The 23,807-nt window shown below is 72.9% G+C and carries 17 protein-coding genes; 7 read left to right on the top strand and 10 right to left on the bottom strand.

Annotation, left to right across the window (positions count from 1 at the left end):
* Window positions 1-112 precede the first annotated feature (112 nt).
* From AC07AL_RS09725 to AC07AL_RS09700, 6 genes are all read right to left on the bottom strand, one after another.
* The gene (locus AC07AL_RS09725; protein WP_478317282.1) at window positions 113-1,144 is read right to left on the bottom strand and encodes a PadR family transcriptional regulator; all 1,032 of its coding nucleotides are present in this window, start codon (window positions 1,142-1,144) and stop codon (window positions 113-115) included.
* A 1-nt stretch (window position 1,145) separates the two neighbouring features.
* On the bottom strand, window positions 1,146-2,054 hold the full coding sequence (locus AC07AL_RS09720; protein WP_363581924.1) for a DUF4097 family beta strand repeat-containing protein: 909 nt from the start codon (window positions 2,052-2,054) through the stop codon (window positions 1,146-1,148).
* A 225-nt stretch (window positions 2,055-2,279) separates the two neighbouring features.
* Window positions 2,280-2,459 (bottom strand): DUF6104 family protein, encoded by a 180-nt coding sequence (locus AC07AL_RS09715; RefSeq protein WP_063347844.1) that lies wholly within the window; start codon window positions 2,457-2,459, stop codon window positions 2,280-2,282.
* 126 nt (window positions 2,460-2,585) lie between these two features.
* Window positions 2,586-6,356: a multifunctional oxoglutarate decarboxylase/oxoglutarate dehydrogenase thiamine pyrophosphate-binding subunit/dihydrolipoyllysine-residue succinyltransferase subunit gene (locus tag AC07AL_RS09710; RefSeq protein ID WP_363581926.1), complete on the bottom strand. Its 3,771-nt coding sequence runs from the start codon at window positions 6,354-6,356 to the stop codon at window positions 2,586-2,588.
* Window positions 6,357-6,638: 282 nt separating this feature from the next.
* Window positions 6,639-7,769, bottom strand: coding sequence for a sensor histidine kinase (locus AC07AL_RS09705; RefSeq protein ID WP_063347842.1), 1,131 nt, complete (start codon window positions 7,767-7,769; stop codon window positions 6,639-6,641).
* 92 nt (window positions 7,770-7,861) lie between these two features.
* Window positions 7,862-8,599 (bottom strand): response regulator transcription factor, encoded by a 738-nt coding sequence (locus AC07AL_RS09700; protein WP_063351140.1) that lies wholly within the window; start codon window positions 8,597-8,599, stop codon window positions 7,862-7,864.
* A gap of 565 nt (window positions 8,600-9,164) precedes the next feature.
* On the opposite strand from AC07AL_RS09700, the gene AC07AL_RS09695 reads away from it, so the two are divergent.
* From AC07AL_RS09695 to AC07AL_RS09680, 4 genes are all read left to right on the top strand, one after another.
* Window positions 9,165-9,962 (top strand): rhomboid-like protein, encoded by a 798-nt coding sequence (locus AC07AL_RS09695; RefSeq protein WP_363581928.1) that lies wholly within the window; start codon window positions 9,165-9,167, stop codon window positions 9,960-9,962.
* Between the two features lie 166 nt (window positions 9,963-10,128).
* Window positions 10,129-12,525 carry an endopeptidase La gene (lon, locus tag AC07AL_RS09690; protein WP_363581929.1) on the top strand — a complete coding sequence of 799 codons (2,397 nt, stop codon included), beginning with the start codon at window positions 10,129-10,131 and terminating at the stop codon, window positions 12,523-12,525.
* A gap of 79 nt (window positions 12,526-12,604) precedes the next feature.
* Entirely contained in the window at window positions 12,605-13,147 is a 543-nt protein-coding gene (locus tag AC07AL_RS09685) for a GtrA family protein (RefSeq protein ID WP_478317281.1), read from the top strand.
* A gap of 18 nt (window positions 13,148-13,165) precedes the next feature.
* Window positions 13,166-14,386, top strand: a complete 1,221-nt coding sequence (locus tag AC07AL_RS09680; RefSeq protein WP_478317280.1) for an ROK family protein — start codon at window positions 13,166-13,168, stop codon at window positions 14,384-14,386.
* 69 nt (window positions 14,387-14,455) lie between these two features.
* Here the strand turns inward: AC07AL_RS09680 and AC07AL_RS09675 are convergent, their stop codons facing one another.
* Window positions 14,456-15,508 (bottom strand): ABC transporter permease, encoded by a 1,053-nt coding sequence (locus tag AC07AL_RS09675; protein WP_363581935.1) that lies wholly within the window; start codon window positions 15,506-15,508, stop codon window positions 14,456-14,458.
* Between the two features lie 112 nt (window positions 15,509-15,620).
* Here AC07AL_RS09675 and AC07AL_RS09670 point away from each other — a divergent pair, with 112 nt between their 5' ends.
* Both AC07AL_RS09670 and AC07AL_RS09665 read left to right on the top strand, forming a co-directional pair.
* Window positions 15,621-16,070: a MarR family winged helix-turn-helix transcriptional regulator gene (locus tag AC07AL_RS09670; protein WP_363581937.1), complete on the top strand. Its 450-nt coding sequence runs from the start codon at window positions 15,621-15,623 to the stop codon at window positions 16,068-16,070.
* A gap of 209 nt (window positions 16,071-16,279) precedes the next feature.
* Window positions 16,280-17,827 (top strand): MDR family MFS transporter, encoded by a 1,548-nt coding sequence (locus AC07AL_RS09665; RefSeq protein WP_063347836.1) that lies wholly within the window; start codon window positions 16,280-16,282, stop codon window positions 17,825-17,827.
* 102 nt (window positions 17,828-17,929) lie between these two features.
* On the opposite strand, the gene AC07AL_RS09660 is transcribed toward AC07AL_RS09665, so the two are convergent.
* Window positions 17,930-18,178, bottom strand: a complete 249-nt coding sequence (locus tag AC07AL_RS09660) for a hypothetical protein (RefSeq protein ID WP_063347835.1) — start codon at window positions 18,176-18,178, stop codon at window positions 17,930-17,932.
* Between the two features lie 26 nt (window positions 18,179-18,204).
* Window positions 18,205-19,389, bottom strand: coding sequence for an inorganic phosphate transporter (locus AC07AL_RS09655; RefSeq protein ID WP_363581939.1), 1,185 nt, complete (start codon window positions 19,387-19,389; stop codon window positions 18,205-18,207).
* Window positions 19,390-19,722: 333 nt separating this feature from the next.
* Between AC07AL_RS09655 and AC07AL_RS09650 the strand changes: the two genes are divergently transcribed.
* The gene (locus AC07AL_RS09650; RefSeq protein ID WP_363581941.1) at window positions 19,723-21,336 is read left to right on the top strand and encodes an NlpC/P60 family protein; all 1,614 of its coding nucleotides are present in this window, start codon (window positions 19,723-19,725) and stop codon (window positions 21,334-21,336) included.
* 53 nt (window positions 21,337-21,389) lie between these two features.
* Here the strand turns inward: AC07AL_RS09650 and AC07AL_RS09645 are convergent, their stop codons facing one another.
* Window positions 21,390-23,675: an FdhF/YdeP family oxidoreductase gene (locus AC07AL_RS09645; protein WP_363581943.1), complete on the bottom strand. Its 2,286-nt coding sequence runs from the start codon at window positions 23,673-23,675 to the stop codon at window positions 21,390-21,392.
* Window positions 23,676-23,807 lie beyond the last annotated feature (132 nt).

Below are 23,807 nucleotides of genomic sequence, written 5' to 3'. Positions count from 1 at the left end.
CCCTCCCCCCCCCCCCCCCCCCCCCCCACCCCCCTCCCCCCCCCCCCCCCCCCCCCCCCCCCCCCCCCCCCCCCCCCCCCCCCGGCCCGGTGGTGGTCCGGCGGCCTGCCGGTCAGCCGAGCAGGCGCTTCAGCCGCTCGCCGGCCGAGCCCAGCACCGAGCGGGCCTCGGCCAGCTTGTCGCTGCTCACGCCGCCGTCCCGGGCCGCGTCGCGGACCTGGTCGCGGAAGCGGTCGAGCAGCCGCTCCAGTTCGCGGGCCGGGTCGCCGGCCGGGTCGGTCCGCGCCCACGGCGGCAGGTCGGCCGGGGCGGTCGGCGTGGTCGGCTCGTCCTTGTCCAGGTCGATCCGGGTGACGGTGACCTCCTCGGCCGGCCCGTCGGCCGACTGGCCCCAGCGGGCCGCGTCGGCCAGCCCGGACAGGCCCTTGGTCAGCTCGGACAGGCCCTCGGCCAGGCCGGTCGGCCAGTCGCCCTTCGCGGCGTGCTCGCGCACCTGCTGCTCGACCCGGCGCTTGATCCGCAGCGCCTCCTGCTGAGCGGCCGTCCGCGAGGCCTTGGCCTGCTCGCGCAGCCTGCGGGCCTCCTCCTCGGCGGCCTTCGCCTTGGCCTTGGCGGCCTTCTCCTGCTCCCGGGCGCGCTTGGCCTGGTCCTTGGCCTGCCGCTTGAACTGGGCGAACTCCTCCTTGGCGCGCTGCCAGGACTCGTTGTCGCCCCACGGTCCGGACCACGGGTCCCCGCCCTCGGCGCGGTCCGGCCGGGGGGCCTGCCGGGCGGCCTGCCACAGCTCCTCGCGCAGGTCCTTGGCGCTGTCCCGGACGTCCTCGCGGATCGCCCCGGCCAACTGCGCCACGGAGTCGTGGATCTCCACTTCCAGGTCGTCCAACTCGCCCTGTCGGGCTTCCAGTTCGGCGCGCCCGGCGTCGGTCAGCCGGTAGACCTTGCGGCCGCCCTCGGTGCTGTGGGTGACCAGGCCCTCCTGCTCCAGCTTGGCGAGCCGGGGGTAGACCGTCCCGGCGGAGGGCGCGTACAGGCCCTGGAAGCGCTCCTCCAGCAGGCGGATCACCTCGTAGCCGTGCCGCGGGGCCTCGTCGAGCAGCTTCAGCAGGTAGAGCCGGAGCCGGCCGTGGCCGAACACGGGCGTCATCTCACGCCTCCTTGGTGAGGTCGGGCTTGCCGAGTCCGGCCGGGAGCTCCTTGACGACCACCGGCGCCTCGTCCTCGGGGTCGGGGCGGCGCAGCACGGTGACGCCGCCGGAGACGGTGGTCACGGCGAGGCTGCCCCGGCCGTCGCCGAGCTGGCCGGACAGGCGCTTGGCGCCCCAGCTGCCGCTGAGCTTGAGGCCGTCGAAGGTGCTGGAGATGTCGCCGCTGGTGGAGCCGGCCTCGACCTTGGCGTCGGCCAGCGACGGGATCCGGATGACGACCGGGCCGCTGACGGTGGTGACCTTGACGTCGGCCGGGTTGGCGACGTCGAGGTCCAGGGTGACGGCGCCGGTGACGGCGTTGGCCTGGACCCGGTCGGCGGTGCCGGCGACGACGGTGAGCTGGCCGGAGACGGTGTTGACCTTGAGCTGGCCGGCCACCGACTGGGCGTCGACGTCGCCGGTGACGGTGTTGGCCTCGGTGCGGCCGGTCAGGCCGACCAGGGTGGCGTCGCCGCTGGCGCTCTGCACCGAGACGTGGCCGGTGATCCCGGAGACGGTGGCGTCGGCCGAGACGGTGCCGACCTTGACCTCGGCGTCGGCCGGGACGGTCAGGGTGACGCCGGCGACGCGCTTGCGCTTGAAGGAGCTGAAGAAGCCCTTGACCGCGTCGACCGACTTGAGCCGGTCGCCGAACTCGCCCCAGCTGTTGATGTCCTTGTAGGTGACCGTCAGGACGCCGTCCACCAGGGTCACGTGCAGCGGCTCGCCCTGGAGCTCGGTGACCTCCAGGCGGGCCGGGCCCTCGGCCGCCACCACGTTCACCGTGCCCTCGATGATCCGCACGTGCAGCGCCCGGACCGCCTCGTCGATGGTGATCCTCTCGGGTCCCTCGACCGTCCACTGGCTCATCTCTGCCGCCTCCCGTTGCCGATCGCGATGTATCGCGTTCTCTTCCAAAGACGATATATCGCGTGACGCGCAAGTCAAGCGCGCCGTCCCGGATCCCGTCCCTGAGCCGTCCCGGAGCCGCCCCCGAGGCGCCCCCTACGGGCGGGCGCGGATACGTGAGGGGCCCGGCAGGCGATCGCCTCCCGGGCCCCTCATCAGCGGTTCAGTGCGACGGCACCGCACCGGTCACTCGTCGTCCTCGTCGTCGAGCCGGGCCAGCCAGGTAGCCAGCCGCTCGACGGGGATCTCGAAGTCCGGGTTGAGGTCGACGAACTCGCGCAGTCGCTCGGCCAGCCACTCGAAGGTGACCTCCTCGTCGCCGCGCCGGTTCTGCAGCTCCTCGATGCCGCGGTCGGTGAAGTACACGGGTTCACTCCGGTCCGATGGGGATTGACCTGGTCAGGATAGTCGGGGACGCCCGCGGCCCCCGTCTCCCAGGGGAGGACGGGGGCCGCGGGCGTCGGTGCTCCAGCGCCTCGGGGCGTCAGGGCCTCAGAGCGAGTAGACCTCTTCGATCAGCGCCTGCTGCTCGGCGGCGTGCCGCTTGGCCGAGCCGACCGCCGGGGACGAGGCCGTCGTGCGGGCGACGCGGCGCAGCCGCGAGCCGTTGGCGCTGCGGCCGACGACGACCTGGAGGTGGTCGACCAGGTTCATCGCGATGAACGGCCAGGCGCCCTGGTTGTCCGGCTCCTCCTGCGCCCAGACGAACTGGACGTCGTCGCCGTAGCGGGCGAGCTCCTCCTGGAGCTCGGCCACCGGCAGCGGGTAGAGCCGCTCGACCCGGACGATCGCGGTGTCGGTGACGCCGCGCTCGGTGCGGGCCGCCGCCAGGTCGTAGTAGAACTTGCCGGCGGTGATGACGACCTTGCGCACCTGCGCCGGGTCGACGGTGTTGTCACCGATGACCGGGCGGAAGGAGCCGGACAGGAACTCCTCGGTCGCACTCGCCGCGGCCTTGAGACGCAGCATCGACTTCGGGGTGAAGACGACCAGCGGCTTGTGGTGCGGGTTGTGCGCCTGCCAGCGCAGCAGGTGGAAGTAGTTCGACGGCAGGGTCGGCATGGCGACCGTCATGTTGTTCTGCGCGCACAGCTGCAGGAAGCGCTCCGGGCGGGCGGACGAGTGGTCCGGGCCCTGGCCCTCGTAGCCGTGCGGCAGCAGCAGGGTGACGCCCGAGTGCTGGCCCCACTTCTGCTCGGCGGAGGCGATGTACTCGTCCACCACGGTCTGCGCGCCGTTGACGAAGTCGCCGAACTGCGCCTCCCACATGACCAGCGAGTTCGGGCGGGTCAGCGAGTAGCCGTACTCGAAGCCCATCGCCGCGTACTCCGACAGCAGGCTGTCGTAGACGGTGTAGCGGGCCTGGTCCTCGGTGAGGTACTGCAGCGGGGTGTAGTCCTCGCCGGTGTTGCGGTCGATCAGGACGGCGTGCCGCTGGCCGAAGGTGCCGCGGCGGCTGTCCTGGCCGGCCAGGCGGACCGGGTGGCCCTCCATGAGCAGCGAGCCGATGGCGAGGGTCTCGCCCGTCGCCCAGTCGATGGTGTTGTCCTCGACGGAGGCGGCGCGGCGCTGGAGCTGCGGCAGCAGGCGCGGGTGGACGGTCAGCCAGTCCGGCAGGTTGACCTGCGAGGCGGCGATCCGCTTGACCATCTCCTGGGAGATGCCGGTCTGGATGTTGACCGGGAAGTCGGCGACCGGCTTGCCGGCGGTGGCCGGGGCCGGGGTCTGGGCGGCGTCGCGGACCTCGGCGAAGACCTTCTCCAGCTGGCCCTGGAAGTCCTGGAGCGCCTGCTCCGCCTCTTCCATGGTGATGTCGCCGCGACCGATCAGGCCCTCGGTGTACAACTTGCGCACCGAGCGCTTCTTGTCGATCAGGTCGTACATCAGCGGCTGGGTGAACGACGGGTTGTCGGCCTCGTTGTGACCGCGGCGGCGGTAGCAGATGAGGTCGATCACGACGTCCTTGTGGAACGTCTGGCGGAACTCGAAGGCGAGCCGCGCGACGCGGACCACGGCCTCCGGGTCGTCGCCGTTGACGTGGAAGATCGGGGCCTCGATCATCCGGGCCACGTCGGTGCAGTACATCGAGGAGCGCGAGGACGCCGGGGCGGCGGTGAAGCCGACCTGGTTGTTGACCACCAGGTGGATCGTGCCGCCGGTGCGGTAGCCGCGCAGCTGCGACATGTTCAGGGTCTCCGCGACGACGCCCTGGCCGGCGAAGGCCGCGTCGCCGTGGATCTGGATCGGCAGCACCGGGAAGGTGGTGCCGCCCTGGTCCAGGATGTCCTGCTTGGCGCGGGCGATGCCCTCGACGACCGGGTCGACCGTCTCCAGGTGGGAGGGGTTCGCGGCGAGCGAGACCTTGATGGTCTCGCCGTCCAGGCCGGTGAAGGTGCCCTCGGAACCGAGGTGGTACTTCACGTCGCCGGAGCCGTGCATCGACTTCGGGTCGAGGTTGCCCTCGAACTCGCCGAAGATCTTGCCGTACGGCTTGCCGACGATGTTGGCCAGCACGTTCAGGCGGCCGCGGTGGGCCATGCCGATGACGGCCTCGTCGAGGCGGTGCTCGGCGGCGGCGTCGATGGTGGCGTCCAGCAGCGGGATGAGCGACTCGCCGCCCTCCAGCGAGAAGCGCTTCTGCCCGACGTACTTGGTCTGCAGGAAGGTCTCGAAGGCCTCGGCCGAGTTCAGCCGGCGCAGGATGCGCAGCTGCTCCTCGCGCTCGGGCTTGGAGTAGGGCTTCTCCAGGCGCTCCTGCAGCCACTTGCGCTGCTTCGGGTCCTGGATGTGCATGTACTCGACGCCGACGGTGCGGCAGTACGTGTTGCGCAGCAGGCCGAGGATGTCGCGGAGCTTCATCATCTTCTGGCCGCCGAAACCGCCGACCGCGAACTCGCGCTCCAGGTCCCACAGGGTGAGGCCGTGGGTGGTGACGTCCAGGTCGGGGTGCTTGCGCTGCTTGTACTCCAGCGGGTCCGTGTCGGCCATCAGGTGGCCGCGCACGCGGTACGCGTGGATCAGCTCCATGACGCGGGCGGTCTTGTTGACCTCGTCGTCGTGGGTGGTGGCGACGTCGGTGGCCCAGCGGACCGGCTCGTACGGGATCCGCAGCGACTCGAAGATCTCGTCGTAGAAGCCCTTCTCGCCGAGGAGGAGGCGGTGGATCTCGCGCAGGAACTCGCCGGACGCCGCGCCCTGGATGACGCGGTGGTCGTAGGTCGAGGTCAGCGTCATGATCTTGGAGACGCCCAGGCGGGACAGGGTCTCCGGGGCGGAGCCCTGGAACTCGGCCGGGTACTCCATGGCGCCGACGCCGACGATGGTGCCCTGGTTCTGCATCAGGCGCGGCACGGAGTGCACGGTGCCGATGCCGCCGGGGTTGGTCAGCGAGACCGTGACGCCGGTGAAGTCGTCCATGGTCAGCTTGTTGGCGCGGGCCCGGCGGACGATGTCCTCGTAGGCCTGCCAGAAGCCGAAGAAGTCGAGGGTCTCGGCCTTCTTGATGGCCGCGACGACGAGCTGGCGGTCGCCGTTCGGCTTGACCAGGTCGATGGCCAGGCCGAGGTTGACGTGTTCGGGCTTGACCAGGAAGGCCTTGCCGTTCTCCACCTTGTAGCTGTAGTTCATGCCCGGGGCGGCCTTGATGGCCTGGACCAGGGCGTAGCCGATCAGGTGGGTGAAGGAGACCTTGCCGCCGCGGGCGCGCTGCAGGTGGTTGTTGATGACGATGCGGTTGTCGATCAACAGCTTCGCGGGTACCGCGCGGACCGAGGTCGCGGTCGGCACCTCCAGCGAGGCGTCCATGTTGGTGGCGACGGCCTTGGCCGGGCCGCGCAGCTGGATCAGCTCGGGGCCGGCGGGCGCGTCCGCCGCGGCGGCGGCCGGAGCGGCCGGAGCGGTCGGGGCGGCGGCCTTGGGGGCCGGGGCCGGGGGCGCGACGGGAGCTGCGGCGAGCGGCGCGGGGGCCGGCGCCGGAGCGGCCGGGGCGGCCGGTGCGGCGGGGGCGGTCGCGGCCGGAGCAGCAGCAGCGGGCGCGGGGGCAGCGGCAGGGGTCGGCGTGGGGCCGGCCTGGGTCGCGGCCTGGGTCACTGGGGTCACCTCGGTACCGGGCTTGTAGTCGGCGAAAAAGTCCCACCAGGCTCGGTCGACCGAGTTCGGGTCCTGGAGGTACTGCTGGTAGATCTCATCGACGAGCCACTCATTGGGACCGAAGCCAGTGGAGCTAGCCGAGCTATTGGGGGTTTCAGGGGACTGTGGCGACACGGCGGCAACCGCCCTCTTCCGCTTCCTTTTGGGATGTTTGGACAGCGGGGATTAAGGCTACGCCCCTGACCAGTGATCGCGCAGTCCCCGGGCCCCAGGCGTCGCCCAGATCACAGTCCTGACCTGCAGTTTGGCTGAAAATGTGCGTTAGAAAGCCGTATCTGAGGGGAAGCGATCGCCTCCACCCATAGGGCATATCTGGGCAAAACCGGACAAAGCCCCATGCGGATCATCCAATGATCTTCGTGTACGTCTGTGTCGCTTCTGTGACACATCCGACCCTCAGCGCTGCCCCGGCAGCCGGACCTCGATCCGGCAGCCGCGCGGCGACTCGGCGACCGCGATCCGACCGCCGTGCAGGTCCACCGCCCAGCGGGCGATGGCCAGGCCGAGGCCGGTGCCGCCGTCCGAGCCGGGCCCCTGGGCGGTCGCGGTGCCGCTGCGGCTGAACCGCTCGAACACCCGGCCGCGGTCGGCCGGCGGGATGCCCGGGCCCTCGTCCTCGACCTCCAGCAGCAGGCCGCCGGGCCCGCCGTCGGGCCGCGCGCGCACCGTCACGGTCCCGCCGGGCGGGGAGTGCTTGCAGGCGTTGTCGACCAGGTTGGCGACCACCTGGTGGAGCCGTTCCGGGTCCGCCACGCCGGTCAGGCCGGTCGGGCTGACCTCCAGCGCCAGCCGGACGTCGCCGCGCCGGGAGAACGCCCCGCCGGCCGTCGCGCCGTCCACGGTGACCCCGCGCAGCACGCCGTCCAGGAACTCGCGCACCTCGAAGGGGCGGGCGTCCAGATCGACAACGCCGTCGTCGATCTTGGAGAGGTCCAGCAGGTGGGTGACCAGGCGGCCGAGCCGCTCGGTCTGCTCCAGGGCGGCCCCCAGGGTCGCCGGATTGGGCTGGACGACGCCGTCCACCACGTTCTCCAGCACGGCGCGCAGCGCGGCGATGGGCGTGCGCAGCTCGTGCGAGACGTTGGCGACCAGCTCGCGGCGGTGCCGGTCGGCGGCCCCCAGATCGGCGGCCATCTGGTTGAAGGTGGTCGCCAGTTCGCCGATCTCGTCGCGCGAGTTCACCTCGACCCGGCGGCTGTAGTCGCCGGAGGCCATCGCGCGGGCGGCGGCCGTCATCTCGCGCAGGGGGGCGGTCAGCCCGTGCGCGAGGAACTGCATGAAGAGCAGCGAGGCGATCATGGAGAAGACCATGATGATCCGGATCTGGGTCTCGGACCGGATCGCCACGACCACCATGCCGGTGGCCAGGAAGACGGAGACGATCACCAGCAGGGCGAGCTTGCCCTTGATCGAGCGGACCGGGTCGAGCGGCCGGATGTCGGCCCAGACCCGGCGGGCGGCGCGGGCGGCCAGCGTCTGCGACCGCGTGCCGCCGGTGTCCCCGTTGCGTTGCTGTGGAAAGGTCATTGGTCCCCTGTGATCCCCGCGTACGTCCCCCGCGTGGTGCGCGGCAGTTCGGGACACGGGCCCCCCGGAGGCCCGTCGCCCGAGGCTCGCCGCTAGGAGAGCGGGGCCTCCAGCGCGTACCCGACGCCGTGGACGGTACGGATCCAGCTCGCGCCGATCTTGCGGCGCAGCGCCTTGACGTGGCTGTCCACGGTGCGGGTGCCGGACGCGTCCGTCCAGTCCCAGACCTCGGCCAGCAGCTGCTCGCGGGTCAGCACGGCGCGCGGCTGCGCGGCCAGGCAGGCGAGCAGGTCGAACTCGGTGGGCGTCAGGTGGACGTCGCCCGAGGCGAGCCGGACCCGGCGCTGCACGTGGTCGATCTCCAGCTCGCCGAAGCGCAGCGAGCCGAGCGCGGGCGTGCGGGCCGCCTGCTGGGCGCGCTCGACGCGGCGCAGCAGCACGTTGACCCGGGCGGCCAGTTCGCGCATCGAGAACGGTTTGGTCATGTAGTCGTCGGCGCCCACGCCGAGGCCGACCAGCAGGTCCGTCTCGTCGTCGCGCGCGGTCAGCATCAGCACCGGCACCGGGCGCTGCGCCTGGATCCGGCGGCACACCTCAAGGCCGTCGAAGCCGGGCAGCATGATGTCGAGGACCACCAGGTCCGGCTGCCAGGTGTGGAAGCCGTCGACCGCGCCCGGCCCGTCGTGGGCCACGGCGACCTTGAAGCCCTCCGCGCCCAGCCGGGCCGCGATCGACTCCGCGATCGTCGGCTCGTCCTCCACCACCAGCACTCTGCGTTGGCTGCTCACCGTGCCGCCGCTGTGGTTGTTGTCCTGCTGAAGTTCTGTCACGGTCACGCCACCGCCCCCAGGGCTGCGGGCCGGCCACCTGTGGGGATGGCGGGACTCCGCTCGTAGTCTTGTTCCGTCGTGGACTGTGCCGGGTCCGCCGTCCCGTCGTGCGTGCGGGTCGGCGGGCGGATTGTCGCCCGCCCACTTCTCCCGCGCACTTCGCAGCGTACGGACAGCGGATGCCTCCCGGCAGGTGGACCGGACGTTTCCGGCCCGTGGGCCGGCTGTCGGGCCGCCCTCGGAGCCCACTGCACGAGTGGGCACGGGCCGATACCTTACCCGGCGATTTTTCTCTGCGTAACGGTACGTATGCAGTCGAGTTGACGCCAAGTCGCCGGTCAGAGCCCCTGTCGGCGCGCTCGCCGAAAGAAGGTCTGGACCAATATCAGGAATCCGGTCGACCGGTTTCCTGACGGTCTTCACCGGCTTTTCTCAGATGCCTCTCAGAACCTCGACGTAACGTGGCCACGACAACGCCCCCGCAGGGCGGGATCCGCGGCGCGCGCCGGTACGTTGGGCACCTGGGTGAGGGGCCGGTGGCTGCCGGCGTGGAGCGGAGGGCGGCATGGCTGGACTGCGGCGAGGTGCCGGACGGGTCGGGGCGCCGCCCGCCGGCCCGCCGTACGGGATGCTCCGGCACGGTCTGCGCACCGGCGTCGTCGAGTGGCTGCTGGCGCGGGTGCCGACACCCCGGCGAAACCCCTTCACCCTCGGCTATCTCGCCGTGGTGGGCGCCACCACGACCTTTGCCAAACTCGCCGATCCGGAACTCGTGCAGCGGCTGCAGGAGGCCTCCAGTTCCGACGGCCACAACCTCCTGCAGCACCCCCTGCGCGCGCTGGTGCTCAGCGGCTTCTGGGTGGCCGGCGAGGTGTGGATGCCGTACCTGTGGGGATTCGCCGTCACCCTCGCGCCGCTGGAGCGCCGGATCGGCCCCGCCCGGGCGGCGGCGGTCTTCGCGATCGGGCACGTCACGGCCACGCTGCTGTCCCAGGGCGTGGTGATCACCGCGGTGGAGACCGGGCGGATGGAGGCCGGGGCGCTGGACTACCTGGACATCGGCGTCAGCTACGGCGTGCTCACCTGTCTGGGCGCGGTGGCCGGGCTGCTGCCGTGGCGCGGGCGGCTGGTCGCGCTCGGCGGCGCCGGGCTGCTGATCGCCGAGCAGATCCTCACCGAGCGGGACCTGGTCACCGCCGTGGGGCACCCGGCCGCGGTGCTCACCGGGGTGGCGCTGTGGCGCTGGCTGCGCCGGGCCCAGGCCCGCCGGCCGCGGCCGAAGCCGCGGACGCGCCGGGTCGAGGCGCCGGCCGCGGGCTCCTCGCCCGCGCCGGGCGGCGCTCCGGTCCTGGACGTGCGCTGACCCTTCCGGGTGTCGCCCCCGGGCGCTTTTGACGGCACTTCCCTCGCCCTCCCCTGCTCGCTCCACACCCGCTCCTGTTCGCTCACGGCGAACGCCGCCCCGGGAACATCCGGCGCGCGCCAGGCCTTAGTCAGGTCGACTCAACTTCACTGACTGGGGAGAGATCATGGCATCGACGTCCACACCGCTCACCCTGCCCGTGCTGCCGCTCGACGACGAGGTCGTCCTGCCGGGCATGGTCGTCCCGCTGGACCTCAAGGACACCGAGGTGCGCGCCGCGGTCGAGGCCGCCCGCGCGGCGGCCACCGGCACCGGCAAGCCGCAGGTCCTGCTGGTCCCGCGGGTGGACGGCTCGTACGCGGCGGTCGGCACCCTGGCCACCGTCGAACAGGTCGGCCGACTGGCCGACGGGGAGCCGGCCGCGCTGGTGCGCGCCGTGCGCCGGGTCCGCATCGGGGCCGGCACCACCGGCCCCGGCGCCGCCCTCTGGGTGGAGACCACGCCCTTCCGGGAGTCCTCGGTGGACACCCCGGTGGCCGGCCGGGCCGCCGAGCTGGTCAAGGAGTACAAGGCGCTGTCCACCCAGTGGCTGCGCAGGCGCGGCGCCTGGCAGATCGTCGACCGGGTGGCCCAGATCGAGGGCGTCGGCGAGCTCGCCGACAACATCGGCTACGCGCCCTTCGCCACCGCCGAGCAGAAGCTCAAGGTGCTGCTGGAGGCCGACCAGGTCGCCCGCCTGGAGTACGCGCTGACCCTGCTGCGCGACCACCTCGCCGAGGAGGAGGTCAACGACACCATCCGCAAGGACGTCGAGGAGGGCGTGGCCAAGCAGCAGAAGGAGTTCCTGCTCCGCCGCCAGCTGGAGGCCGTCCGCAAGGAACTGGCCGAGCTCAACGGCGACCCGGCCGACGAGGAGGGCGACTACCGCGCCCGGGTCGAGGCCGCCGACCTGCCCGAGAAGGTCCGCGACGCGGCCCTCAAGGAGGTCGACAAGCTGGAGCGGGCCTCCGAGCAGTCCCCCGAGGGCCCCTGGATCCGCACCTGGCTGGACACCGTCCTGGAGCTGCCCTGGAACGAGCGCACCGAGGACGCGTACGACATCGCCGGCGCCCGCGCCGTGCTGGACGCCGACCACGCCGGCCTGGCCGACGTGAAGGACCGCATCGTCGAGTACCTCGCGGTGCGCAAGCGCCGGGCCGACCAGGGGCTCGGGCTGGTCGGCGGCCGGCGCGGAGGGGCGGTGCTGGCGCTGGTCGGCCCGCCCGGCGTCGGCAAGACCTCGCTCGGGGAGTCGGTGGCCCGCGCCATGGGCCGCACCTTCGTCCGGGTCGCGCTCGGCGGCGTCCGGGACGAGGCCGAGATCCGCGGCCACCGGCGCACCTACGTCGGCGCGCAGCCCGGCCGGCTCGTGCGGGCGATCAAGGAGGCCGGCTCGATGAACCCGGTCGTCCTGCTCGACGAGATCGACAAGGTCGGCTCCGACTACCGGGGCGACCCGGCCGCCGCCCTGCTGGAGGTGCTGGACCCGGCGCAGAACCACACCTTCCGGGACCACTACCTGGAGGTCGAGCTCGACCTCTCGGACGTCGTCTTCCTCGCCACCGCCAACGTGCTGGAGGCCATCCCCGAGCCGCTGCTCGACCGGATGGAGCTCGTCCGCCTCGACGGCTACACCGAGGACGAGAAGGTCGTCATCGCCCGCGACCACCTGCTCCCGCGCCAGCGCGAGAAGGCCGGACTGGGCGGCGACCAGGTCAGCGTCGACGAGGCGGCGCTGCGCCGACTGGCCGGGGAGTACACCCGGGAGGCCGGCGTGCGGAACCTGGAGCGCTCGATCGCCCGGGTGCTGCGCAGGATCGCCGCCCAGGCCGAACTCGGCGAGCGCGAACTGCCCGCCGCGATCGGCCCGGACGAGCTGCGCGCCCTGATCGGCCGGCCCCACCACGTGCCGGAGGCCGCCCAGGCGCCGGCCGAGCGGCGCACCGCCGTCCCCGGCGTGGCCACCGGCCTCGCCGTGACCGGCGCCGGCGGCGACGTCCTCTACATCGAGGCCTCGCTCGCCGACGCCGAGACCGGCGGCACCGGACTCACCCTCACCGGGCAACTGGGCGACGTGATGAAGGAGTCCGCGCACATCGCGCTCTCCTACCTGCGCTCGCGCGGCGCCGAACTGGAGCTGCCGGTCACCTCGCTGCGCGACCGCGGCGTGCACCTGCACGTCCCCGCCGGGGCCGTCCCCAAGGACGGGCCGAGCGCCGGCATCACCATGACCACGGCGCTCGCCTCGCTGCTGTCCGGCCGCAAGGTGCGCACCGACCTGGCGATGACCGGCGAGGTGTCGCTGACCGGGCGGGTGCTGCCGATCGGCGGGGTGAAGCAGAAGCTGCTCGCCGCCGACCGGGCCGGCGTCACCACGGTGATCATCCCCAAGCGCAACGAGGCCGACCTGGACGACGTCCCGGCCGAGGTGCTGGAGCGGCTCACCGTCCACCCGGTGGCGGACGTGCGGGAGGTGCTGGAGCTGGCCCTGGAACCGGCCAAGGTCCTGGCCGCGGCGGCCTGACCCGGCCGCGCCGGGTCGACGGGCGGACCGACGGGAGGACCGACGGGAGGACGGCGTCTGCGCGTGCCACACTGCGGAGATGCCGTCCCCCACGCAGCGCGCCCTGGCCCGGGTGCCGGCCCGGCTGCGTCCGTACCTGGTGCGGCACCGCAGGCTGGTGAAGTTCCTGCTGGTCGGCGGCGCCTGCTTCACCCTCACCCTGGTGATCGACTTCGAGCTGAAGTTCACCGTGCTGGAGCACAAACCGGTGGTCGCGCTGACGATCGCGACCGTGATCTCGACCGTCGTCTCCTACGTGCTCAACCGTCGCTGGGCCTTCCGGACGGCCGGGCACCCGCGCGAGGCACTGCTGTTCTTCCTGGTCAGCGCCATGGCGATCGCCGTCAACGACCTGCCGCTGGCACTCTCCCGCTACGCCCTGGACCTGCGCGAGCCGTACGTCGGCCCGTTCGCCCAGGAGACCGCGGACTTCCTCAGCGGGATGGTCGTCGGCACCTTCGTCGCGATGCTGTTCCGCTTCTGGGCGATGCAGCGGTGGGTCTTCACCCGGCCCGCCGAACGGGCGCACCCTAGGTACGAACCCGGTTACGCTGCACCCGAGATGCCACGGGATGCGCCATAAGGCCGTGAGGTGAGGGTTATGCGCGGGGAACCGGACGCGGTTCGGAGCGGGCCCGCCAGCCAGCAGGGGATGCGCCGGGCCAACCTGGCCCTGGTGCTCGGGGTGATCGCGCGCGCCCCGCGCTCCCGGGCCGAGGTGGCCGCCGAGACCGGGCTGACCAGGGCCGCCGTCTCCTCGCTCGCCGAGCAGCTGATCGCCGGCGGCCTGGTCGTCGAGGAGGGCCCGGCCGCGCCCAGCGGCAAGGTCGGCCGCCCCGGCACCGCGCTCGGGCTCAACCCGCTCGGGCCCGGCGGCCTCGGCGCCGAGATCGGCGTGGAGCACCTCGGCGCCTGCGTGGTCGACCTGAGCGGCGAGGTCCGGACCTGGCGCCGCCGCGAGGTCCGCAACCGGGGCCGCCGGCCCGCCGCGGTCATGGCCGACCTCGCCGAACTGCTGCACGCGGCCGTCGCCGAGTCGGGCCTGCGCCCGGCCGGGCTGACTCTGGCCGTCCCCGGGCTGGTCGGCACCTCCGGCGGGGTGCTCCAGCGGGCCGCCAACCTGGGCTGGCGGGACGTCCCGCTGGCGGCCGAACTGCGCCCCGCGCTGCGCGCGGCCGGCGCGGCCGAACTGGCCGAGCTGCCGGTCGAGGCGGACAACGAGGCCAACCTGGGCGGGCTGGCCGAACGGTGGCTGGGCGGCGGCCCGGAGGACTTCCTGTACGTCTCGGCCGAGGCCGGCGTCGGCGCGGCGATCGTGGTCGGCGGGCGGCTGCTGCGCGGGGCGCGCGGCTACGCGGGCGAGTTCGGCCACGTACCGGTCCACCCGGACGGCCACCGCTGCGCCTGCGGCGCGCACGGCTGCCTGGAGCAGTACGCGGGGGAGGCGGCCGTGCTGCGGGCGGCCGGGCCGGCGGGCGCGCGGGGCGACTGGGTGACGCTGCTCGCCGGGCGGGCCGGGGCCGGGGACGAGCCGGCCCTCGCGGTGCTGGCCGGGGCCGGTTCGGCGCTGGGCATCGCGGCCGCCGGGGCGGTCAACCTGCTGGACCCGGCCGAGGTGGTGCTGGGCGGCGGCTACGCCCGGCTGGCGTCCTGGCTGCTGCCGGCGATGCGGGCCGAGCTGGCCGCCCGGGTGACGGTGCGGCCCTGGTCGGACGAGCGGCTGACGGTGTCCCGGCTGGGCCGGCGCGGGCCGCTGCTGGGCGCCGCGGTGGGCGTGGTGCGGGCGGTCGTCGCGGACCCGGGCCGGCTCGCCGGCGGCTGACTCCCGGCCCGGGACGCACCGGAGCCCCCGGCCGGGCGGCAGGGGGCTCCGGGTGAGGAACGCGGGGGATCAGGCCTCGGAGGACGCCTCGGCGGCGACGATCTCGCGGCCGCCGGAGCGCGGGCCGCGCAGCACGGCCAGGTAGGCGACGCCGATGCCGATCAGCGCCCAGACCACCAGGACCACGATCGGCATGCCCAGGTTGGTGGAGCCGAAGTAGGCGATCGACTTGGTGGCACTGGTCCCGGCGCCGTTCGGGATCAGCGAGCCGATGGCCCGCCAGAACGGCGGCATCATCGGTGCCGGGTAGACGCCGCCGGCGCTCGGGTTGCCCAGCACCACGAAGATCAGCACCGCGACGCCGATGCCGATGACGTCGAACAGGCACTGCAGCGCCATGGTGAACGCGCCGACCGTGAACACCACCAGGGCGCCGATGCCGGTCAGGGCCAGGATCGAGCCGGGCAGCGCGTCCAGCACCGGTCCGGCGATGATCGTGCCGCCGAGGCCGGCGCCGACCGAGTACAGCGCCAGCACGCCGAGGCGGATCAGCAGGCGGTGGACGTTGGCGGGCTTGGAGCCGGCGCTGATGCCGAGGATCGAGGCGACCAGGTAGCCGCCGACGCACCAGCCGATGACCAGGTAGAACGCGGAGAGGCCGTTGGTGTCGCCCTTGGCGAGCGGCACGACGTCCTCGACCTTGACGGTGCGGCCCTGGGACTTGTCCAGCGCGGTGGTGATGGACTCGGCGGCCTTGGCGGCGGAGGTGCCGCGGGCGCCGCCGACCAGCAGGGTGTCCTCGGTGCCGGTCGGGTTCACGACCAGCGCGGCGTAGATCTTCTGGTCCTTGATCTGCTGGGTGGCCGTCTCGGCGTCCGGGGCGGTGACGGCCTTGACGGCGTCGTCCGGCACGGATTCCAGCCCCTGGACCAGCTTGGGGGTGACCTGCGGCGGGGCGACCACCGCGATCGACAGCTCGTGCGGGGCCGGGTGGTGCAGCGCCCCGACGTACGAGGTGATGAAGCCGAGCTGCAGCAGCAGCACGCCGATCACGAGCAGTGCCGCACGCGGTGTGACCGCGCCCTTCAGTTCAGCGACGAAACCCTGCCCCGGGGCGGCCATCCACATCTCCTTGTGTATTGGGGGAAAACGGATACTTCATACCATGAACTAGTTGGCTTGTCGCACCCCGCGCGCCGCGTTCCGGCCAACGCGGCTGCGGGATACTGGCGCGGTGAGTGACGAGGAATCCCTGCTGGCGGTGGAGCGCGAGGTCGCGCTGATGTTCCGGCGGGGCCGGGCCCGAGTGGCGGAGCTCTCACGCCGGGTGCACCCCGAGCTGGAGGGGATGGCCTACAGCATGCTCGGCTACATCGAGCAGGCCGGGCGGGTGCGGGTGACGGACGTCGGCGTGCACTTCGCGGTCGGCAAGGCCACGGTGAGCCGGCAGATCCGGGCGCTGGAGGAGCTGGGCCTGGTGGCCCGGGAGACGGATCCGCTGGACCGCCGGGCCGCGCTGGTCTCGCTGACCGAGGACGGGCGGCGGCGCTACCTGGCGGCCCGGGACGTCCGGATGCGGCGGGTGCGGGAGCTGCTGGGCAGCTGGTCGCCGGAGGACGTGGACCGCTTCGCGGTGCTGCTGCACCGCTTCAACGACGTGATCGGGGATCCGCCGGCGGAGTGACCGGTGGCCGGGCCCCGGGGCGGGGCCGGTCCGCGGCGGTTGGGGCCGGGCCCGGGGCGGCGGCCGGGGCGGCGGCTGGGGCGAGGCCTTTACTTGGGCTTGAAGAAAGTTGCCTTAGTCAACCATCGGGCCTATGGTTGCGTAAGGCAACGATTTTCCCTGCCCGCGCACCCCCGCCCCCCGCTCACTCCTCCCGCCGAAGGACCCAGATGACCGTCACAGCCGAGGCGACCGTCGGAGCCGCCGTCGACGATCAACCGATGACCCACCGGCAGGTGATGGAGGCGCTGTCCGGCCTGCTGCTCGGCCTCTTCGTGGCCGTGCTCTCGTCGACCGTCGTCTCCAACGCCCTGCCGCACATCCTCACCGACCTGCACGGCGGCCAGTCCGCCTACACCTGGGTGATCACCGCGGCCCTGCTGACCCTGACCGCCTCCACCCCGATCTGGGGCAAGCTCTCCGACCTCGTCAGCAAGAAGCTGCTGCTCCAGATAGCCCTGCTGATCTACATCGCCACCTCCGCCCTGGCCGGCCTCTCCCAGAACACCGCCGAGCTGATCGCCTGCCGCGCCCTCCAGGGCATCGGTGCCGGCGGTGTGGTCGCACTGGGCCAGATCTGTCTGGCCGCGATGGTCCCGCCGCGCGAACGCGGCCGTTACAGCGGCTACTTCGGCGCGGTCTTCGCGCTGGCCACCATCGGCGGACCGCTGATCGGCGGCGTCATCGTGGACACCTCGTGGCTGGGCTGGCGCTGGTGCTTCTACGTCGGCATCCCGTTCGCGCTGGCCGCGATCCTGGTGGTGCAGCGCACCCTCAAGCTGCCGGTGGTCAAGCGCAAGGCGAAGATCGACTACCTGGGCGCGCTGGTCATCACCGGCGCCGTCAGCCTGCTGATGATCTGGATCACGCTGGCCGGCACGAACTACGACTGGCTGTCCTGGCAGACCGCCGCGATGGTCGGCGGCGGCCTGCTGCTGGGCGCCCTGGCCGTGGTGATCGAGCGCCGCGCCGCCGAGCCGATCATCCCGCCGGACCTCTTCAAGTACCGCACCGTCACCCTGGCCGCGGTGGCCAGCGTGCTGGTCGGCGTCGGGATGTACGGCGCGACCACCTTCCTCAGCCAGTACTTCCAGCTGGCCCGCGCCAAGTCCCCGACCATGGCCGGCCTGATGACCCTGCCGATGATCCTCGGCCTGGCGCTCGCCTCCACCGTCGCCGGCCGGCTGATCACCAAGTACGGCAAGTGGAAGGCCTACCTGGTCGCCGGCACGGCGCTGCTCGCGATCGGTTTCGGCCTGCTCGCCACCGCCCGCGCCGACACCGACTACAAGCTGCTCTGCGTCTACATGGCGATCACCGGCATCGGCCTCGGCCTGACCAGCCAGAACCTGGTGCTCGCGGTGCAGAACACGGTGCCGCGCCACGAGCTCGGCGCGGCCAGCTCCGTGGTGACCTTCTTCCGCACCATGGGCGGCGCGATGGGCGTCTCCGCGCTCGGCGCGCTGATGAACAGCAAGGTGACCCACTACCTCGCGGAGAACCTGGCCGCCGCGCACATCCCGGCCGCGAGCGCGGCCGGCGGCGGGGGCATCCCGGACCTGCACAAGCTGCCCGCCCCGATCGTCCCGCTGGTGACGGACGCGTTCGGGCACGGCGTCGGCACCGTCTTCCTGTGGGCCGCGCCGTTCGCGGCGCTGGCCTTCGTCACGGTGCTGTTCATCCGGGAGACCGCGCTGAAGACCAGCCAGCAGGGCTGACTCCGGGCGGGGACGCGCGAACGGGCCGGGGAGTGTGGATCACACTCCCCGGCCCGTTCGGTTCGTCCCGCGCGCGGACGGCGGGAACCGTCGGACCGCGCCCTACGGCGCGGCGATCAGGACCAGGCCGTAGACGACGGCCGCGGCGCAGAGGCCGAAGCAGGCGTAGGCGCCGGCCAGGGCCAGCCGGCCGCCGCCCGGCTCCTGGGCGGCCTCGCCCTCGCGGGCGCTCAGCGCGGCCTCGCGGCGGGACAGGGCCAGGATGCCGAGCGCGAAGACGGAGACCACGGCGACGGTGATGCCGAAGCTGGCACCGGCGGTCTGGGCCAGGGCGTTCCACTTGATGTGCATGGCGGGTGCTCCTCAGCCTGCGGCGCTCAGGCCGCGACCGTGGTCGAGGCGGGGGTGGGGGTGTTCGCGGGGGCGGCGGTGGCGGGGATCTCCACCGGGGTGACGTCGTTGACGTCGTTGACGTTGTCCGCGCTGATCGGCTGGCGGCGGGAGATCAGCCACATCGCGCCGGAGCCGGCCACCAGCACGGCGCCCACCAGGACGATGCCCCAGGTGCCCTGGCGGACCAGCAGCGCGGCACCGCCCGAGACCAGCGCGGCGGCCGGCAGGGTCAGCGCCCAGGTGTAGACCATGCGGCGCACCAGGCTCCAGCGCAGCTCGGCCTTCGGGCCGCCGAGGCCGGCGCCCATGATGCCGCCGGAGCAGACCTGGGTGGTGGAGAGGCCGAAGCCCATGTGCGAGGAGGTCAGGATGACGGTCGCGGCGGCCGACTCGGAGGCGAAGCCCTGCGGCGCCTTGATGTCGGCGAGACCCTTGCCCATCGAGCGGATGATCCGCCAGCCGCCCATGTAGGTGCCGAGCGCGATCGCGGCGCCCGCGGAGATGATCACCCAGGTGGGCGGCAGCGCGCCGTGCGGCAGGGCGCCGACCGACACCAGGGTCAGGGTGATGATGCCCATCGTCTTCTGGGCGTCGTTGGTGCCGTGCGCGAGCGAGATCAGCGAGGACGAGAAGATCTGGCCGGTCTTGAAGCCCTTGGTGGCGGTGGCCTCGTTGCCCTTGCGGGTGATCGCGTAGGCCAGCTTGGTGGCGCCCCAGGAGGCCAGGCCGGCGACCAGCGGGGAGGCGATCGCCGGGATCAGGATCTTGGAGAGGACGGTGTCGAAGTTGACGCCGTTCATGCCGACGCCGACCACGGTGGCGCCGATCAGGCCGCCGTACAGCGCGTGCGAGGAACTGGACGGCAGGCCGCGCAGCCAGGTCAGCAGGTTCCAGAGGATCGCGCCCGCCAGTGCGGCGAAGATGATCTCGGGGTGGATGCCGCTCTTCTCGTTGACGATGCCGCCGGAGATGGTGGTGGCGACCTTCACGGACAGGAACGCGCCCGCGAAGTTGAGGACGGCCGCGATGGTGACCGCGACCTTCGGCCTGAGGGCTCCCGTCGCGATGGAGGTGGCCATCGCGTTGGCGGTGTCGTGGAACCCGTTGGTGAAGTCGAAGGCGAGCGCCGTGATGATCACAACGGCTACCAGGAACGAGATGTGTTCCATACCCAAACAATCGTCGTAGTTGTCGCACGGACGTTGGTGTCGTCGCGACCGTAGGTCTGTTTGGTAAACGGAAGGTGAACTGAGCCGGGAATCGTGGTTCCGCTGGTGTCCCAGTGGTGTCCGGAAGCTTTCGGAGGGGTGTCGGCGGTCGCGCTGAGCTGGACATTAGCGAAGTTCGCCCCGGTTCGCTCCGGTTTGCTGAGAGCTGTCTCACAGATCAACCGAGAATTAACCTCCCAGTCCGGATGCGCCCTGTTTCCGGTGAGTAACCCGTGGGAGGATCTGCGGGATCCGGGGACGCCGGTGACAGGCTGGGGCGGGGAGGACCAACCCATGGGCGGGGCTGCACAGCGCACTGAATCGGCAGTCGTACGGCCCTGGCTGAGGGCGGCACTGCGTTGCGGAGCCGCCCTCGCGGCCGCCGCGCTCGCCCTCCCGCTCGCCGCGCAGGCCGCGTACGCCGCCCCCGATCCGGGCGCCTCGATCACCGCGGCCAGCCCGGGCGACGACCCGCTCGCCGCCGCCAAGGCCACCCTCGGCCCGCTGCTCGACCAGCTGCACACGCTCTACCAGAGCGCCGAGACCGCCACCGAGCAGTACAACGGCGCCGTCGCCAAGGTCGCCGAGCAGCAGGCCGCGCTCACCGACCTCCAGGGCCGGCTGGACCGCCAGCAGAAGCAGGTCGACGCCGGCACCGACATCGCCTCCCAGCTCGCCGCCGCCCAGTACCGCAACGGCGCCGCCTCCGCCTACGCCGAACTGCTGCTCTCCAAGGACCCGTACGAGGCCGTCACCATCGCGGAACTGCTCACCGCCGCCAGCCGCTCGCAGTCCGAGTTCCTGGACCGGCTGAAGACCGACCGCGAGGCCCTCGCCGGCCTGACGAAGCAGACCGAGGACGCGCTCAGGACCTCCCAGACGCTGGTCACCCAGCAGGACGCCGCCAAGGCCAAGGTCGCCACCGACCTCGCCTCCGTCGAGCAGCTGGTCTCCTCGCTCACCGGCGCCCAGCGCACCGAACTGGAGAAGCTGGAGAAGGCCAAGGCCGACGAGGCCCAGCTCGCCTTCCTCGCCTCCGGCGCCCTCGGCAAGGGCGAGCGCACCCCGTCGGCGGCCGGCCGCACCGCCGTCGCCTTCGCGCTCGCCCAGCTCAACAAGCCGTACCTGTGGGGCGGCGCGGGGCCGGACTCCTACGACTGCTCGGGCCTCACCTCGCAGGCCTGGCTGCACGCCGGGCTGCCGATCCCGCGCACCAGCCAGGAGCAGTGGGCCCAGCTCCCGCACATCGCGCTGAACCAGCTCCGCCCCGGCGACCTGGTCATCTACTTCGAGGGCGCCACGCACGTCGCGATGTACATCGGCGGCGGGCTGGTCGTCCAGGCACCTCGGCCGGGCGCCGTCATCAAGGTGTCGCCGATCGGCTCGATGCCGATCCTCGGGGCGGTGCGGCCCGACCCGTCCGGCGCGGCGGACGAGGCCGGCGGCAGCTGGAAGGTGCCCGACCTGCCCGCCGGCTGGGACACCGTCACCCCGATCGCGCCCAGCCCGGCCAACCAGGTCCCGACCGCCCCGGCCCCCGGCACGCCCGCCGACCCGCCGGCCACCCCGGGCACGCCGTCCACCGCCCCGGGCACGCCCGCGGACACCGGCACCGGCACGCCGTCCGGCACCGGAACGCCCACCGACCCGGGGACGCCGTCCGGCACCGGCACCACCGCCCCCGGCACGCCCACCCCGACGCCGACCGGGACCGGCACCGGGACCGGCACGCCCGCCCCGACCGGGACGGGCACCCCGGCGCCGACCGGCACGGGCCCGGCGACGCCCACCCCGACCGGCGCCGGCACCCCGGGTTCCACCGGCACCGCCGCCTCCACCACCACCGGCTCGGCGAGCGCCGGGGCCCCGGGCAGCGCCACCGCGACACTGCCGCTCGGCACCAACTGAGTCATGAGGAAGGCCGCCCGGCGTCCGCGGACGCCGGGCGGCCTTCGCGTGCGTCACGCCGGGGCGCCGGTGTCCGGCTCGAAGCGGACGACCACGGCCTTGGAGGTCGGCGTGTTGCTGATGTCGGCGGTGGAGTCCAGCGGGACGAGCACGTTGGTCTCCGGGTAGTAGGCCGCCGCGCCGCCGCGGGCCACCGGGTAGTGGACCACCCGGAAGTGCGGGGCGCGCCGCTCGACGCCGTCCCGCCACTCGCTCACCAGGTCGACGAAGTCGCCCTCGGCCAGGCCGAGTTCGGCGGCGTCGGCCGGGTTGACCAGGACCACCCGGCGGCCGCCCTTGATGCCCCGGTAGCGGTCGTCCAGGCCGTAGACGGTGGTGTTGTACTGGTCGTGCGAGCGCAGCGTCTGCAACAGCAGGCGGCCCGGCGGGACCTCGGGGGCGGTGAGCGGGTTGACGGTGAAGTTGGCCTTCCCGGTCGCGGTGGGGAAGGTCCGGGAGTCGCGCGGGCCGTGCGGCAGGGTGAAGCCGCCGGGGCGGCGGACCTTCTCGTTGTAGTCCTCGAAGCCGGGGACGACCCGGGCGATCCGGTCCCGCAGGGTGTCGTAGTCGGTGGCGAAGTCCTCCCACGGCACGGTGTCCCCGGGGCCGAGGACGGCGCGGGCCAGCCGGCAGACGATCGCGGTCTCGGAGAGCAGGCCCGGGGCGGGCGGGCGCAGGCCGCCGCGCGAGGAGTGCACCTGGCCCATCGAGTCCTCGACGCTGACGAACTGGGCGCCGGCGCCGGTGACGTCCCGGTCGGTGCGGCCCAGGGTGGGCAGGATCAGTGCGCGGGCGCCGGTGACCACGTGCGAGCGGTTGAGCTTGGTGGAGACGTGCACGGTCAGCCGGCAGCGGCGCATCGCCGCCTCGGTGACGTCGGTGTCCGGGGTGGCCGCGACGAAGTTGCCGCCCATCGCGAAGAACACCCCGACCCGGCCGTCGCGCATCGCCCGGATGGTGTCCACCGAGTCGAGGCCGTGCGCGCGCGGCGGCTCGAAGCCGAACTCCTCGCCGAGCGCGTCCAGGAAGGCCGTCGAGGGCCGCTCGAAGATGCCCATCGTCCGGTCGCCCTGGACGTTGCTGTGCCCGCGCACCGGGCAGACCCCGGCGCCCGGGCGGCCGACGTTGCCGCGCAGCAGCAGGAAGTTGACCACCTCGCGGATGGTCGGGACGGCGTGCTTGTGCTGGGTGAGGCCCATCGCCCAGCAGACGATGATCTTCCGGGAGCCCAGCACCAGCCGGCCGAGCTCCTCGATCTGCTCCCACGGCAGGCCGGTCGCGGCGAGCACCTCGGCGCGGTCGGTCGTTTCCGCCTGCGCCTCGAACTCCTCGAAGCCGTGGCAGTGTTCGGTGACGAAGGCGCGGTCGACGCCGTCCTGCTCCAGGATCATCCGGTTGAGCGCGCGGAACAGCGCCAGGTCCCCGCCGAGGCGGATCTGTAGGAACAGGTCGGTCAGCTTGGTGCCGTGGCCGACCAGGCCGCGCGCGTGCTGCGGGTTCTTGAAGCGCTCCAGGCCGGCCTCCGGCAGCGGGTTCACGCTCACGATGGTGGCGCCGGCCCGCTTGGCGCGCTCCAGCGCGGAGAGCATCCGGGGGTGGTTGGTGCCCGGGTTCTGGCCGGCCACGATGATCAGGTCGGCCTGGTAGAGGTCCTTGAGGCTGACGCTGCCCTTGCCGACGCCGAGCGTCTCGGTGAGCGCCGAACCGGACGACTCGTGGCACATGTTGGAGCAGTCCGGCAGGTTGTTGGTGCCCAGCCGGCGGGCGAACAGCTGGTACGCGAAGGCGGCCTCGTTGCTGGTCCGCCCGGAGGTGTAGAAGGCGGCGCCGTCCGGGGTGTCCAGGGCGCGCAGTTCCTCGGCGATCAGCGCGAAGGCGTCGTCCCAGGAGACCGGCGTGTAGTGGGTGGCGCCCTCGTCGAGCAGCATCGGCTGGGTGAGGCGGCCCTGCTGGCCCAGCCAGTAGCCGGAGCGCCCGGCCAGCTCGGCGACCGGGTGGGCGGCGAAGAACTCGGCGCGGATCCGGCGCTCGGTGGCCTCCTCGGCGACGGCCTTGGCGCCGTTCTCGCAGAACTCCGCCGTGTGCGTCTTCCCCGGCTCCGGCCAGGCGCAGCCTGGGCAGTCGAAGCCGTCCGGCTGGTTGACCTTGCGCAGCGTGGCGAGGGTGCGGAGGGGGCCCATCTGCTCGGCGGCCATCCGCAGGCTGTGGCCGACCGCGGGCAGCCCGGCCGCCGCGTGCTGGGGCGCGGACACCTCGGGGGCGTCCTGCGCCGGGTCGCTCTGCGGGGCCTGCTTGGCCATGACCGCTTCTCCTCGGCTCTGCTCGTCCGGCGGCCGCGACACCGGGGCCGTCGGGCCCGCCGCTTCGTCGCGGGGGCTCAGGGCCCATCCTTCCATCCGGGTGAAGGCGGGGGGAGGGGGGCCGAACGGGCG

Source organism: Kitasatospora sp. NPDC043949, from assembly GCF_056435365.1.
This window is presented reverse-complemented; position numbering and strand designations above follow the sequence as displayed.

Excerpts from the sequence above, each read along its gene's own strand:
- AC07AL_RS09725 (WP_478317282.1), bottom strand. The coding sequence starts at position 1,144 with ATGACGCCCGTGTTCGGCCACGGCCGGCTCCGGCTCTACCTGCTGAAG.
- AC07AL_RS09720 (WP_363581924.1), bottom strand. The coding sequence starts at position 2,054 with ATGAGCCAGTGGACGGTCGAGGGACCCGAGAGGATCACCATCGACGAG.
- AC07AL_RS09705 (WP_063347842.1), bottom strand. The coding sequence starts at position 7,769 with ATGACCTTTCCACAGCAACGCAACGGGGACACCGGCGGCACGCGGTCG.
- AC07AL_RS09695 (WP_363581928.1), top strand. The coding sequence starts at position 9,165 with ATGGCTGGACTGCGGCGAGGTGCCGGACGGGTCGGGGCGCCGCCCGCC.
- lon (WP_363581929.1), top strand. The coding sequence starts at position 10,129 with ATGGCATCGACGTCCACACCGCTCACCCTGCCCGTGCTGCCGCTCGAC.
- AC07AL_RS09685 (WP_478317281.1), top strand. The coding sequence starts at position 12,605 with ATGCCGTCCCCCACGCAGCGCGCCCTGGCCCGGGTGCCGGCCCGGCTG.
- AC07AL_RS09680 (WP_478317280.1), top strand. The coding sequence starts at position 13,166 with ATGCGCGGGGAACCGGACGCGGTTCGGAGCGGGCCCGCCAGCCAGCAG.
- AC07AL_RS09675 (WP_363581935.1), bottom strand. The coding sequence starts at position 15,508 with ATGGCCGCCCCGGGGCAGGGTTTCGTCGCTGAACTGAAGGGCGCGGTC.
- AC07AL_RS09665 (WP_063347836.1), top strand. The coding sequence starts at position 16,280 with ATGACCGTCACAGCCGAGGCGACCGTCGGAGCCGCCGTCGACGATCAA.
- AC07AL_RS09660 (WP_063347835.1), bottom strand. The coding sequence starts at position 18,178 with ATGCACATCAAGTGGAACGCCCTGGCCCAGACCGCCGGTGCCAGCTTC.
- AC07AL_RS09655 (WP_363581939.1), bottom strand. The coding sequence starts at position 19,389 with ATGGAACACATCTCGTTCCTGGTAGCCGTTGTGATCATCACGGCGCTC.
- AC07AL_RS09650 (WP_363581941.1), top strand. The coding sequence starts at position 19,723 with ATGGGCGGGGCTGCACAGCGCACTGAATCGGCAGTCGTACGGCCCTGG.
- AC07AL_RS09645 (WP_363581943.1), bottom strand. The coding sequence starts at position 23,675 with ATGGCCAAGCAGGCCCCGCAGAGCGACCCGGCGCAGGACGCCCCCGAG.